This is a genomic window from Asticcacaulis excentricus (genome assembly GCF_003966695.1).
Lineage (GTDB): Bacteria > Pseudomonadota > Alphaproteobacteria > Caulobacterales > Caulobacteraceae > Asticcacaulis > Asticcacaulis excentricus_A.
In genome coordinates this window covers 2,356,239-2,369,364 of record NZ_AP018827.1, presented here as the reverse complement: position 1 = coordinate 2,369,364, position 13,126 = coordinate 2,356,239, and the positions used below count along the sequence as shown (strand labels likewise).

Below are 13,126 nucleotides of genomic sequence, written 5' to 3'. Positions count from 1 at the left end.
TCCCATGTCTCAACTGTCTGAAACCGTTCTGGCCTTTGTCGAACAGGTCAAAAAAGATGCGGCCATTGCCTTCCGCGGCCTGCGCGACACGCACACAATCTCAGCTGCGGGCACGGTCAATTTCGTGGAGCGTGTGCCGGGCGAACCGCTGATCGTATCCATCGGCTACCCCGGGCCGTTCGCCCCCGACGCTGAACTGAAACCTGCCGTCTATGACTTCGACGGTAATCTCCTGCTCGGCGAAGCCCGCCATGCCGGTGGCGGCGGGCGCTACCTGCCCATCTTCCGCAAACACGACGACATCACGACCGTCAGCCACGTGCACTCGGTCTATCTGGGGGCCTGGTCACAGGCGCATCGCCCGCTCACGATCCGCTACGTGCCGGTGCAACGCTGGACACGGGTCCGCGAACTGCCCGTCTATATCGACCGCCGTCAGGGTGAAGCGAACTTCATTCTGGAGCGCCTCGAAGAAGACGCGGGTCATTTTGCCATTCTTGAAGCCAATGGCGGTTCGACCGTCTGGGGCCGCAAAGGCATTCTGGCTCTCGCCAATACGATTGTGAACCTCGAAGAAGGCGCGAGGCTTCAGGCCATTGCCGAGACGCTGGGCGGCTCAAAATCCTACGGTCCGGGCGTTCTGGAACAACAATGGAAGATGAGCGGCCTATGGACCGAGGCCGACTCGGCTGCCCTGGCCGCTGAGTAAAGGCAATCAAAAACCAAACAGGCGCCCCGCGGAATAGCGGGGCGTTTTCATCGCAATAATCGCTTCCACTGATTTGGAGGCCTTTTTCATGACCCGTCGCCGCTGCGAGCTGACAGAGACAGAATGGGCGATTTATTGCACCGCTACTGCCGAAAAAGCCTCGCGGAGTCTCTCGTGTTGATGATCACCGCGTCATCAACGGCATCTCATGGCGGTTTCGGACAGGCTCGCCATGGGCGGATGTTCCGGAGCGGTACGGGCCTTCGACCACCTGCTATAATCGCTTTGTCCGGTGGCGCAAAGCTGGCGTTTGGGACCGGATTTTAGCGGATATATCAAAGACCTTTGACGGTGATATCATCATGATTGACTCCTCCTGCGTCCGCGTGCGCCAACATGGTGCCACGGCAAAAAGGGGGCCTTGACGACGGCTGCATGGGACGTTCCCGCGGCGGGCTGACAACCAAAATCCACGCTGTCGTCGATGCCGAAGGCCGGCCTATCGCGTTGGAACTGACGGCCGGTTCAGGTAAGTGAGTCATTTGCCCCTCCGATCCGCGAAAAATTCTGTTTTGAGAATGCGCCAGACCGCAAAGCCATAGGACGCAGTGCAACAGGGGCCATCCGCAGGCCTATACACAATCTATATGCGGACTGTTTGCATCTATACACCCGCTATATGCACTGAGGCGTAAACCGCATCCGTTGATTTTTCGATAACGGAGGGCGTCATGGCCATCGTCTATCTTGTTGCCGGGATGGGGTTTTTCGCCCTGTGTCTGGCCTTTGTCCGCTTTGCTGACCACTTGCGTGAGGGCGGCCAATGACCGCGCTCTACATCGCTTCCGCCATTATCGTCGTGGCGCTGGCGGGCTATCTGATCGTCGCCCTGATCAAGCCCGAACTTTTCCCCTAGATCATTATGATTTCTGGTAGAAACATAATGATCTAGGTTTTTGTTTAGCCCCTCGCCGGGCGGTGGCTTCGCCACCTTGGCCGCCGCCTCAATGGCGGCTTCAGCGGAATGATTCCATTTGAAATCATTCCGCTTTAATTCCGGACAATTGAACATGTTCCTCGGTATCACCTCCGCAGGCTGGCTTCAGCTTGTGTTGTATATGGCGGCGCTGACGGCGCTGGCCGTGCCGCTCGGCGGCTATGTGGCGCGCGTCCTGTCGGGTCAGCGCAACCTGCTCAGCCCGGTCATTAAACCGGTTGAAGGCCTCATCTACACTCTGGGCGATGTCCGCCCTGATCAGGACATGACGTGGACGGATTACGCCACGGCGGTCATCCTGTTTTCGTTCGGCGGGTTTATTCTGCTGTTCGCGCTGTTGCTGACGCAGGGCTTTCTGCCGCTTAATCCGCAGCACCTGCCCAATCTCACGCCGGATCTGGCCTTCAATACGGCGGTCAGCTTTGTGACCAATACCAACTGGCAGTCCTATGCCGGCGAGGCGACCCTGAGCTATTTCAGCCAGATGGTCGGCCTGACCGTGCAGAACTTTGTGTCGGCGGCCGTCGGCATCGCCGTCCTGGCGGCGCTTATCCGGGGTCTGACAGGTCAGACGACGGATAAGCTCGGTAACTTCTGGGTCGATCTGGTCCGCATCCATCTCTACATTCTTCTGCCTCTGGCGCTGATCGTGGCCATCGCGCTCAGCAGTCAGGGCGTCATCCAGACCTTTGCAGCCTATGCCACCGCTCACACGCTCGAAGGGAGCACTCAGACCCTCGCTCTGGGTCCTGTGGCCTCGCAGGAAGCCATCAAGATGCTGGGCACCAATGGGGGCGGTGTCTTCAACACCAACTCGGCACACCCGTTTGAGAACCCGACGCCCCTGTCGAACCTGATCGAGATGCTGGCGATCCTGCTCATCCCGGCGGCCCTGTGCTTCACCTTCGGCAAGATGATCGGTGACCGCAGACAGGGCATCGCGATTTTCGCGGCCATGACGCTGGTCTTTGTGCCCCTGACCGCCGCGTGCATCGGGCTGGAGCAGGCCGGCAATCCGCATCTGATCACAGTAGGCGCCGATAGCGCCACCAATATGGAGGGAAAAGAAACACGCTTCGGCATCGCCAATTCGGCCATCTGGGCGACGGCGACCACCGCGGCCTCAAACGGCTCGGTCAACGCCATGCACGACAGCTTCACCCCACTGGGCGGACTAATCCCGATGACCCTGATGCAGTTCGGTGAAGTCATCTATGGCGGCGTTGGCTCCGGGCTTTACGGGATGCTGGTCTTTGTCATCCTGACGGTCTTCATCGCAGGCCTGATGGTCGGGCGCACGCCGGAATATCTCGGCAAGAAGATCGGCGCGTTTGAGATCAAGATGGCGTCCATGGCGGTGCTCCTGCCCTGCGCCCTCGTGCTGATCTGCACGGCGGTGGCGGTGCTGACACCGTGGGGTCAGGCCGGTATCTATAATCCGGGCGCGCAGGGCTTTTCGGAGGTGCTTTACGCCTTCACCTCAGCCGCCAATAATAACGGTTCCGCCTTTGCCGGTCTGAGCGCCAACACCCCTTTCTACAATTCCCTGCTTGGCCTGTGCATGTTGTTTGGCCGCTTCTTCGTGCTGCTGCCGGTGCTGGCCATTGCGGGCTCACTCGCCGCCAAGCGCACCGTTCCGGCCTCTGCCGGAACCCTTCTGACCCACACGCCGCTGTTCGTCGTCTTCCTGATCGGCGTCATCGTCCTCGTCGGCGTTCTGACCTATGCCCCGGCGCTGGCGCTCGGCCCGGTCATCGAACACCTGAACCTGATCAAGGGCTAACCCCATGTCCGCAACTCTGCAAACCCACAAAACCGACTTCAGGCTGGCCGTTCTTCAGGCCCTCCAGCGGCTCGATCCGCGCTATCAGGCGCGCAATCCGGTGATGTTCCTTGTCTGGGTCGGGTCGATCATCACCACCCTCATCCTGGCCATCATGCTGGTCGTTCCCGGCACGGTCATCGGTGGCGGGCAGCCCGTGTGGTTCGTCGGCCTGATCGCCTTCTGGCTATGGTTCACCGTCCTGTTCGCCAACTTCGCCGAGTCCCTCGCCGAAGGGCGCGGCAAGGCGCAGGCCGATAGCCTCAAGATGGCGCGCCGCGATGTCGAAGCCCGCAAGCTCGACAAGTCGGGCAAGCTGACCACGGTCGCCGCCAGCACCCTGCGCAAGGGGGATACGATCCGCGTCGAGGCCGGGGATATCGTCCCCGCCGACGGGCAGGTCATCGAAGGCATTGCCAGCGTCGATGAAAGCGCCATCACCGGCGAGTCCGCCCCGGTCATCCGTGAATCCGGCGGCGACCGCGACGCGGTGACCGGAGGCACGCGCGTCCTCAGTGACTGGGTCATCGTGCGTGTCACCGCTGATCCGGGCGAGAGCTTCCTCGACAAGATGATCGGGTTGGTGGAATCCGCCAAACGGCAGAAGACCCCCAACGAAATCGCCCTGTCTATCCTGCTGGCGGCCCTGACTCTGATCTTCCTGATGGCCTGCGCCACGCTGTTGCCCTTCTCGCTGTTCAGCGTCGCCAAGGCCGGATCGGGCACCGTCATCTCCATCACCGTCCTCATCGCCCTGCTCGTCTGCCTGATACCGACGACCATCGGCGGGCTTTTGTCGGCCATCGGCATTTCGGGTATGCAGCGCCTGATCCAGGCCAATGTCATCGCCACCTCTGGCCGGGCGGTCGAAGCCGCGGGCGACGTCAATGTGCTACTGCTGGACAAGACCGGCACCATCACCTTCGGCAACCGTCAGGCGGTCGCGTTCTTCCCCGCCCCGAATGTCAGCCTACAGCAGCTCGCCGAAGCCGCCGAACTGTCGTCCTTGGCCGACGAAACGCCCGAAGGCCGCTCGATCGTCGCCCTAGCGCGCGGGCAGTACGGCTTGCCGGAACGCTCGGCCGCCGACCTCAAGGCCGAGTTCATCCCGTTTTCGGCCGAACAGCGCGTGTCGGGCATTGTCATCAACGAGCGCCACATTCTGAAAGGCGCCGGCGATGCCATTGCGGGCCTGATCAACCTCAAGGGCGGACTGGTCCCCGCTGAGGTCACCACCACCGTCGAGGACATCGCCAAAAAGGGCGGCACGCCTTTGATGGTGGCCGAAGGGCCCAAGGTTCTGGGCGTGGTCTATCTTAAGGACATCGTCAAACCGGACATCAAGGTGCGTCTGGCTGAACTGCGCAAGATGGGCATCAAAAGCGTGATGATCACCGGCGACAACCCGCTGACGGCAGCGGCCATTGCGTCGGAGGCCGGTGTCGATGACTTTGTGGCCGAGGCCACGCCGGAGACAAAGCTCAGATATATCCGCAAGATGCAGGAAGGTGGCGAGATGGTAGCCATGGTCGGCGACGGTACCAATGACGCTCCGGCTCTGGCGCAATCGGACGTGGCCGTGGCCATGAATTCCGGCACGCAGGCCGCCAAAGAGGCCGGGAACATGGTCGATCTCGACTCCGATCCGACCAAGCTGATCGAGATTGTGGAGATCGGCAAGCAACTGCTGATGACGCGTGGGGCGCTGACGACGTTCAGCATCTCAAACGATCTGGCCAAGTATTTTGCCATCATCCCGGCGGCCTTTGCCACGACCTACCCGGCGCTGGGGGTGCTCAATGTCATGGGCCTGTCGTCCCCGCAAAGCGCCATCCTGTCGGCGGTCATCTTCAATGCGCTGATCATCATTGCCCTGATCCCGCTGGCGCTGAAGGGGGTGAAGTACCGGGCCGAGTCCGCGTCTTACATGCTGACCCGCCACGCGCTGATTTACGGGCTGGGCGGCATTGTGGCGCCCTTCATCGGCATCAAGCTGATCGATATGGGCCTGACCGTGGTCGGTCTGGTTTAGGAGTTTTACGATGTCACTGATCAAACACATCCAACCCACCGTCGTCTCTCTGGCCGTCTTCACCGTCCTGTTTGGCGGGCTCTATCCGCTGGCGACCACAGCCATCGTCCAGACCGCGTTTCCCGACAAGGCGCAGGGCTCGCTGATCCGCGACGGTCAGACCGTTATCGGTTCGCGCCTGATCGGGCAGAACTTCACCCAGCCGCAATATCTGTGGGGTCGCCTCTCTGCCACGGGGCCAGCCCCCTACAACGCGGCCGCCTCGTCAGGCTCCAATTACGGCGTGAATAATCCCGCCCTGATCGAAGCGGCCAAGGCCCGCCGCGACGCGCTGAACCTGACGGGTCCCGTGCCCGTCGATCTGCTCACGGCGTCGGGCTCCGGCCTTGATCCGCACATCAGCCCGGCGGCGGCGGCGGTACAGGTGCCGCGCATCGCCGCCGCTCGCCACATCCCGCCACAGCGCGTGCGTGACGCCATCGCCGCAGCGACACAAACGCCCGATTTCGGAGTCCTCGGCGAAGCCCGCGTCAATGTGCTAGAGGTCAATCTGCGACTCGACGGAAGGCTGAAGTGAAGGCAGACACCCGACCCGACCCCGATAAACTGCTCGCCCTCGTCAGCCATGACGCGGGCGGCTTGTCGCGAGGGCGGCTGAAGATCTTCTTCGGGGCCTCCGCCGGGGTGGGCAAGACGTTCGCCATGCTCAGCGAGGCGCGGCGTCTTCACGCCGAGGGCCGGAACGTCATTATCGGCGTGGCGGAACACCACAATCGCCCGGAGACCCTCGCCCTGCTCGACGGCCTGCCCGTCCTGCCACAAAAGACGATCGACCATCGGGGCGTCAGCGTGCGTGAGTTCGATCTCGACGCCGCCCTGCAACTGAAGCCCGATCTGATCCTGGTCGATGAATACGCCCACACCAATGCGCCCGGCTCACGCCACCCCAAGCGCTGGCAGGATATCGAGGAGCTGCTGGAAAACGGCATCGACGTTTACACCACGCTCAATGTCCAGCACCTCGAAAGCCTCAACGATGTGGTGGCGCGGCTGACCGGCGTCTGGGTCAAGGAAACCGTGCCGGATGTGGCGTTTGACGAAGCCGATGAAATCGCGCTGATCGACATTCCACCCGAAGACCTGTTGCAACGCCTGTCGGAAGGCAAGGTTTATGTCGCCGAAGGCGCACCTCAGCGGGCCGCCGACAACTTCTTCAAAAAAGGCAATCTTGGCCGCTTGCGGGAACTGGCGCTGCGTCGGGCCGCCGAGCGGGTGGACGCGGATAATGACGCCTTCAGCGCGGCCATGGGGCAATCCGAAGCGGCCACAGGCGACAAGATTCTGGTGCTGGTGGGGCCGGACGCCCTGTCCGAACGCCTGATCCGCCACACCAAGCGCATGGCCGACCGCTCACGCGCGCCGTGGTCCGCCCTCTACCTGCAAACGGACCGGCACGAAACCCTGTCCGACAAGGCCCGGCTGAGGGTCGAGCACCATCTGCGGCTGGCCGAAAAGCTGGGGGGGCGCGTCGCGCGTCTGATCGCTGGCGGTGCCGCGGCCACCATCCTTGACTACGCGCGCCACAATGGCTTTACGCGCCTGGTGCTTGGCCACAGCCGGCCCGTCTGGTGGCGTTTTGGTCAGCCCTCGCTGTCACAAAAGCTGATGGCTCAGGGGGCCGGACTGGAGATTACGACGCTCACGGCGGATCAGGCGCAAGCGCGGCCCCGGGACGCTATCAGGCACACGCTTTTGGCCACGGCCCCCCGCAACTACCTGATGGCGGGTGTGGCCGTTGCGGCCTCGACCCTTTTCGGCCTGCCCTTCCGCGAAATGATCGACCCGGACAGTCTGGTCATGCTGTACCTGACCGGCGTGGTCATCGTCGCGGCGCGCTATGGCATCGGGCCGTCGATTCTGGCGTCGGTCCTTTCGGTCGCGGCGTTCAACTGGTTCTTTATCAAGCCCTATTACAGCTTCACCTTTGACAACATCAGCTATGCGCTGACCTTCGCCGTCATGCTGGCGACCTCGCTGATCGTAGGCTCTCTGACGGCACGCCTGTCGCTGCACGTCCGGCTGGCGCGGCGGGGCGAGGCCGAAACCCGCTTGCTTTATGATCTGTCCCGTGACCTTTCGGCGGCGCGGGGCATTGATGAGATAGGCGATGCAGTCCGGCGGGGTCTGACGACGGCCTTTGATGTCGAGGTCGCCTTGTGGAACGACGGTGCTCAGATCACGGGCGCCCCTGAAACCGATCCGCGCGAGCTGGGGGCCATGCAGTGGGTGGCCCAGAACCGCCAGATCGCGGGGCGACATACCGACACCCTTCCGTCTGCCAGCGGCCTCTACGTGCCTCTGCCCGGCGAACCCGGTGTGCTGGGGCTGACCCCGCGCGACCGCGAGCGTCAGTTCACCGGGGCCGAGTGGCTGGTGTTTGAAACCGTCGCCAGCCTGATCGCCAGCGCCTTGCAGCGCGCCCGCCAAAGCCGGGAAGCCGAAAGCGCCCGCGTCGAAACCGAGAATGAGAAGCTGCGCAATGTCCTGCTGGCCTCGCTGTCGCACGACCTTAAGACGCCGCTGACCGTGATGAACGGCGCGGTCGCCTCGCTGCTGAAGATGCGCAAGAAGCTGCCGCGTGAAGCGGTCGATGAACTGACCTCCCTGTGGGGACATCTGACCAGCCTGCAAAAGTTCGTAGCGAACCTCCTGCGCATGGCGGCCATCACATCGGGCCAGCTCAAGCTCAACTTCGGGCCCTACCTCATTCAGGAAATCGCCGGGGCCGCGTTGCAGCGCGTTGACCCTCAAAAGGGAGACCGCCAGCTTCGCACCGTCACGAGCGGTCAGATTCCGATGGTCAATATCGACGGAGCCCTGATCGAACAGGCCCTGATCAACCTGCTGGAAAATGCCATCGCCCATACATCGGACGACGGCATCATCACCCTCAGCTTTGAAACCGACGCGGATCGCGTCCGCGTTCGGATCAGTGACAATGGACCGGGCCTGCCCCCCGGCGAAGAAGACCAGATTTTCGAAAAATTCCACCGGGCGGGGGGACTGTCTTCCGACCGGCTAAGCTCTGACCGCTCAGGTCAGGGCAATGGTCTGGGTCTGGCGATCTGTAAAGGCATAATCGAAGCGCACGGCGGCCTGATCTACGCCAAGACCAACCCCACCGGTGGCGCCAGCTTTATCTTTACCCTGCCAGCCTATACACACGCCGTATGACCAAGGTTCTGATCATCGAAGACGAAGGCGATATTCGCCGCCATCTGCGCGCCATCCTGTCTGCGCAGGGTCACGAGGTGCTTGAAGCCGGCAATGCGCAGGACGGCCTGAAAGCGCTGACGCTCAATGCCCCCGATCTGCTCATACTTGACCTGGGCCTGCCGGATCAGGACGGGCAGGACGTCATCCCGTCCCTGCGCGAATGGTCGCAAATCCCCATCATCGTGCTGTCGGCGCGTGAACAGGAGGCGGACAAGATCAGAGCTCTTGAAAACGGTGCCGATGATTACCTGACCAAGCCGTTTGCCCCCGGCGAATTACTGGCCCGCATCAAGGTGGCGCTACGCCACGCCCAAAAGCAGAGCGATGTGCCCCGGATCTTCGAGCGTAACGGGCTTAAGGTCGATACGGCCGCCCGGCGCGTCTGGCTTGAGGGGGAAAACGTCCACCTCACGCCCATCGAATATAAGCTGCTTTCGGCCTTTATTGCCCATCCGGGCAAGGTGCTGACTCACGCCCAGCTTCTTAAGGCGGTGTGGAACCGCCACACCTCGGACCAGACCCATTACCTGCGCATCCACACCCAGCACCTGCGCGAAAAGCTGAAAGATGATCCGCTAAAGCCCCGCTTTATCCTGACCGAACCCGGCATTGGCTATCGCTTTCAGGATTAGGCCATTGCTTATACCCATGACCTGAGCCACGCCTCAGGACAACCAGCCGGCCTGACGCAGGTGCACCACCGCCGAGCGGGCGACCGGCGCGGTGAGGCCATTGGTCAGGTGCAGGCGCATAGCGCGCGGCGTACCCTCAATAGCCCTGACCGCGTGACGCGCCACCCACCAGGACCGGTGCGTCCGCAGCCCTTCGACCTCAAGCTGGGCAATCGCCTGATGCAGCGGCATCAGCACCAGTTGCGCGCCCGTGGGCGTGTGGACGCGCACATAGTGATCTTCCATCTGAAGGGCCAGCACGTCCCTCGGCAGAGCGGAGGGCGGTTCCGTATCTGGGAGAACAGGGCGCGCGGCCGCGCGGCGCTGGAGCCCCCACACCACGGTGACCATCAACCCGGCGATCAGCAGGGTCTGGCCGTACCACAGGACGGGCGACAGGTCGAAGCGGTGCAGTTCCGGCCACAGCCAGAAGGCGGCTGCGCGCGTCAGAAACGCCTGCAACAGACTGACGAGCCCAAGGGCGACGGCCAGAAAACTGAGGCTTTTTACACCGCCGCCGGGGGCGAGACGCCTGACCGCCCGCAGGGTGCCCCCGAACAGCGCCGCCCCCACCAGCATCGACACGACCCAATAGGCGATGCGCTTTTCCAGACCCGTATTCAGATAGCTGCCGAACGGCCCCAGCACCCCCAGTATCAGACCGGCGACCGTGGCCACGGCGGCCCATTGCGCGACGGGGTTACGGCTCAGTTGTGTCAGGCGAGTGGATAGCGAAGTCGGCATCGGGGCTCAGGTCAAGGCGGTTTGGTGCACTATAGCCGCCTGCGCCACGCACCGCCAGAGCGCCCAATCGCCGGACCACGAACCCGTTTGCCCATTGGCGAATGACGCCTTTACGCGCTGTGCCAGGCGGTTAGAGCGGACGGGTCAAACGGAGGTTTTTCATGCGCTGTCGCCTATTCTACGCTCTCTTTATTTTGCTCGCCGCCCTTAGCATGGTCGCCCATGCGGACACCCCACAGGTCGGGTTCCGCCACGCCGTCACGGCTAAGGGCGTTGAGGTCGGCATATGGTTTCCCGCCGCGGGCACACCGGCCCGCCAAAGGCTGGGGCTCTACAGCCATTCGGTCGTGGCCAATGCCACGCCCCAGCCGGGCGCGCATCCGCTGATCGTCATGTCGCACGGCACCGGCGGCAGCTTTTCCGGCCATGTCGATACGGCGGTGGCCCTGGCGAAAGCGGGCTTGGTCGTGGCGGCCCTCACCCATCCGGGCGACAACTGGCAGGACAATAGCCGCGCCACCCGGATCGAGGACCGGCCAAAGGCGCTCAGCCAACTCATCACCTACATGCTGAACGAGGCACCGGAGCGTAGCGTCATTGACCCGCAACGCATCGGGGCCTTCGGCTTTTCGGCTGGCGGATTCACGGTTCTGGCCGCCGCTGGCGGGCGTCCGGACTTTGCGCGCCTGATCCCCCATTGTCAGGCACATCCGGCCTATTTCGATTGTCAGATGATCGCCAGCCATACGCGCCCGACAACCGCCGTTCCCGCGCCTGCGATGCCCGCCGATTCGCGCATCAAGTCGCTGGTCGTGGCGGCTCCGGCCCTCGGTTTCACCTTTGCCGAGGGCCTGAAAGACCTGCGAATCCCCGTGCAATTGTGGCGCGCCGATGCCGATGAGATTCTACCCGCGCCCGACTATGCCGATGCGGTGCGTCAGGCCCTGCCACAGCCGCCTGAGTTTCATGCAGTCCCCGATGCCGGCCACTTCGATTTCCTCGCCCCCTGCGTGGACGTCAACCTGGCCCCGCACATCTGCAAAAGCCGGGCGGGCTTTGATCGCGCCGCCTTCCACGACGCCTTTAATGCCGAGGTGGTGCGCTTCTTCAGCCAATCTCTGCGATAGAAAAAGCCGCGACGCTCAGCGTGCTGCACGTCGGTTGAGAGCGATGATCCACCCGCGCAGATGCCCGATGCGTTCCCGCATCATTTGGCCTCATAGGCATAGGGCCCGATCAGGGTGCCGACAAAGCCCCCCGCCTTGCGCGTCGACAGGAAGGTGATATCGACGTCGCGGCTCAGGGTGCGCGTCTGACCGTCCGCCGTATAGTCGGCCGTCAGGCGTCCGCCGTCAAAGCGCAGGGTCAGGGTGACGTCGCGCGCCGTCAGCGGGGCCGCGGCGATCAGCTTGTCTGCCGTCGTGTTTTCACGGGCATAAAGGGCGATCTGCGGCTTGCCGTCTATGCGCGTCAGGCCGAAGAACAGCCAGGCATCATCGTTTTGCATGGCCGCCAATCCCGCACGGTCGCCATCTTTTTCCGGGCTGTAGCTGAGGGTGGTGGAGACGGTGGCTATGTGGTGCTGCTGACGGTGGGCGATAAAGGCCGGCGTCCCTTTCAGGTCGCCGAGCGCCGCCCCAGAATTGAGCACCAATGCCCCCTTATCCAGCCGATAGACGGGCGTGTGCGGCGTGCGCACCCCGATCCACGACAGGGGCAGGCTCTTGCCGTCAAACGCTTCGCTAAAGCCGAAATCGCCGTTAACCGGCTGAGTTGGGGCGGGCTGCGTCGGCAGGTTGGGCTTTTTCCCCGTGAAGGGAATGGCCTTGCCGTCTTCCAGAATGACCGGCCAGCCGTCCTTCCACGTCACGGGCAAGAGGAAGGTTTCGCGCCCGATATTGTACAGGTCCGGACCATAGGGCCGCGTGGCGAGGAAGGTCGCCCACCATTCGCCCGTTTGGGTTTGCACCAGCTTGGCATGACCGGCGGAGGTTACGGGGTTCTTGCGCGCCGGGTCCAGCGTGCGCTGGCTGAGGATCGGGTTCTTGTCATAAGGAACAAACGGTCCGCGCACGCTTTTCGAGCGCAGCACCACCTGCGAATGCTGATCGCCCGTGCCGCCTTCGGCCGCTGTGAGGTAGTAGAAACCGTCCTTGCGCAGGATATGCGGCCCTTCGATCCAGATGGGCTTTTTGGAAATATCGACGCCGCCATTGACGATCTGCGTGCGCTCACCGACCAGTTTCAGCGCCTTGTAATCGAACTCCTGCACCCAGATGGCGCGGTGGCCATCATAGCGCGGCGTCTCGTTCGGCGCGCCGTTGTTGACGATGTAGGCCTTGCCGTCCGTGTCCCAGAAGATCGAGGGGTCGATGCCTTCGAAATCAAACCACACCGGGTCCGACCACGGCCCCTTCGGGTCTTTGGCCGTGATGACGAAATTGCCTTTGCAATCGACGCAGGTGTTGACGATGTAGAACAGGCCATCGTGATAGGAGATATCCGGCGCAAAGACCCCGCGCGACACCTTCAGCCCGTCGAAATTAAGCTGTTCCGGGCGGCTGATCGCATTGGCGATCTGCGTCCAGTTCACCAGATCCTTTGAATGAAAGATGGGCAGGCCGGGAAAGTGCGTAAAGGACGAATTGACGAGGTAATAGTCGTCGCCGACGCGCGTCACCGACGGGTCGGGATAATAGCCCGACAGGATGGGGTTGAGATATTCCCCCGGCCCCGCCTTCGCCTGCTCCTGAGAGCGGCCCTCATAGGTGAAGCGCTCAAAGCGCGCCGGCTCGGCCACTGCCGGTAAGGACAGGCCCACAGACAGGGCGGCGGAGAGGGCAGCCAGATATCGCGTTGCCAGATATCGCATCGT

10 protein-coding genes and 1 pseudogene are annotated in these 13,126 nt (G+C 62.7%); 9 read left to right on the top strand and 2 right to left on the bottom strand.

All coding sequences use genetic code 11. The features are described 5' to 3' along the window. Positions 1 to 4 precede the first annotated feature (4 nt). The 8 genes and pseudogenes from EM6_RS10910 to EM6_RS10875 all read left to right on the top strand — a co-directional run bounded on the left by EM6_RS10910 (position 5) and on the right by EM6_RS10875 (position 9,468). Positions 5 to 709, top strand: coding sequence for a class II aldolase/adducin family protein (locus EM6_RS10910; RefSeq protein WP_126422720.1), 705 nt, complete (start codon positions 5 to 7; stop codon positions 707 to 709). Between the two features lie 88 nt (positions 710 to 797). After that, positions 798 to 1,234 (top strand): annotated as a pseudogene (locus EM6_RS10905) (IS5 family transposase); the annotation flags it as partial. A 298-nt stretch (positions 1,235 to 1,532) separates the two neighbouring features. Beyond that, positions 1,533 to 1,625, top strand: a complete 93-nt coding sequence (gene kdpF, locus EM6_RS10900) for a K(+)-transporting ATPase subunit F (protein WP_126422718.1) — start codon at positions 1,533 to 1,535, stop codon at positions 1,623 to 1,625. A gap of 154 nt (positions 1,626 to 1,779) precedes the next feature. Further along, the gene (kdpA, locus tag EM6_RS10895) at positions 1,780 to 3,489 is read left to right on the top strand and encodes a potassium-transporting ATPase subunit KdpA (protein WP_232037055.1); all 1,710 of its coding nucleotides are present in this window, start codon (positions 1,780 to 1,782) and stop codon (positions 3,487 to 3,489) included. Between the two features lie 4 nt (positions 3,490 to 3,493). After that, positions 3,494 to 5,560 (top strand): potassium-transporting ATPase subunit KdpB, encoded by a 2,067-nt coding sequence (kdpB, locus tag EM6_RS10890; protein ID WP_126422716.1) that lies wholly within the window; start codon positions 3,494 to 3,496, stop codon positions 5,558 to 5,560. Between the two features lie 16 nt (positions 5,561 to 5,576). Then, positions 5,577 to 6,137 (top strand): potassium-transporting ATPase subunit KdpC, encoded by a 561-nt coding sequence (gene kdpC / locus EM6_RS10885; RefSeq protein WP_232037126.1) that lies wholly within the window; start codon positions 5,577 to 5,579, stop codon positions 6,135 to 6,137. Next, a complete protein-coding gene (locus tag EM6_RS10880) occupies positions 6,134 to 8,794 on the top strand; it encodes a sensor histidine kinase (RefSeq protein WP_126422712.1) in 2,661 nt (886 codons plus the stop codon). Before kdpC ends, EM6_RS10880 begins: the two co-directional genes overlap by 4 nt. Continuing rightward, positions 8,791 to 9,468 (top strand): response regulator, encoded by a 678-nt coding sequence (locus EM6_RS10875; RefSeq protein ID WP_126422710.1) that lies wholly within the window; start codon positions 8,791 to 8,793, stop codon positions 9,466 to 9,468. Before EM6_RS10880 ends, EM6_RS10875 begins: the two co-directional genes overlap by 4 nt. 33 nt (positions 9,469 to 9,501) lie before the next feature. On the opposite strand, the gene EM6_RS10870 is transcribed toward EM6_RS10875, so the two are convergent. Further along, positions 9,502 to 10,251: a LytTR family DNA-binding domain-containing protein gene (locus tag EM6_RS10870; protein WP_126422709.1), complete on the bottom strand. Its 750-nt coding sequence runs from the start codon at positions 10,249 to 10,251 to the stop codon at positions 9,502 to 9,504. A 161-nt stretch (positions 10,252 to 10,412) separates the two neighbouring features. On the opposite strand from EM6_RS10870, the gene EM6_RS10865 reads away from it, so the two are divergent. Further along, a complete protein-coding gene (locus EM6_RS10865; protein WP_126422707.1) occupies positions 10,413 to 11,378 on the top strand; it encodes an alpha/beta hydrolase family protein in 966 nt (321 codons plus the stop codon). A gap of 80 nt (positions 11,379 to 11,458) precedes the next feature. Here EM6_RS10865 and EM6_RS10860 read toward each other — a convergent pair whose 3' ends face one another. Beyond that, positions 11,459 to 13,123, bottom strand: coding sequence for a glycoside hydrolase family 43 protein (locus EM6_RS10860; protein WP_197723576.1), 1,665 nt, complete (start codon positions 13,121 to 13,123; stop codon positions 11,459 to 11,461). Positions 13,124 to 13,126 lie beyond the last annotated feature (3 nt).

Excerpts from the sequence above, each read along its gene's own strand:
- EM6_RS10910 (WP_126422720.1), top strand. The coding sequence starts at position 5 with ATGTCTCAACTGTCTGAAACCGTTCTGGCCTTTGTCGAACAGGTCAAA.
- kdpF (WP_126422718.1), top strand. The coding sequence starts at position 1,533 with ATGACCGCGCTCTACATCGCTTCCGCCATTATCGTCGTGGCGCTGGCG.
- kdpA (WP_232037055.1), top strand. The coding sequence starts at position 1,780 with ATGTTCCTCGGTATCACCTCCGCAGGCTGGCTTCAGCTTGTGTTGTAT.
- kdpB (WP_126422716.1), top strand. The coding sequence starts at position 3,494 with ATGTCCGCAACTCTGCAAACCCACAAAACCGACTTCAGGCTGGCCGTT.
- EM6_RS10875 (WP_126422710.1), top strand. The coding sequence starts at position 8,791 with ATGACCAAGGTTCTGATCATCGAAGACGAAGGCGATATTCGCCGCCAT.
- EM6_RS10870 (WP_126422709.1), bottom strand. The coding sequence starts at position 10,251 with ATGCCGACTTCGCTATCCACTCGCCTGACACAACTGAGCCGTAACCCC.
- EM6_RS10865 (WP_126422707.1), top strand. The coding sequence starts at position 10,413 with ATGCGCTGTCGCCTATTCTACGCTCTCTTTATTTTGCTCGCCGCCCTT.
- EM6_RS10860 (WP_197723576.1), bottom strand. The coding sequence starts at position 13,123 with ATGCGATATCTGGCAACGCGATATCTGGCTGCCCTCTCCGCCGCCCTG.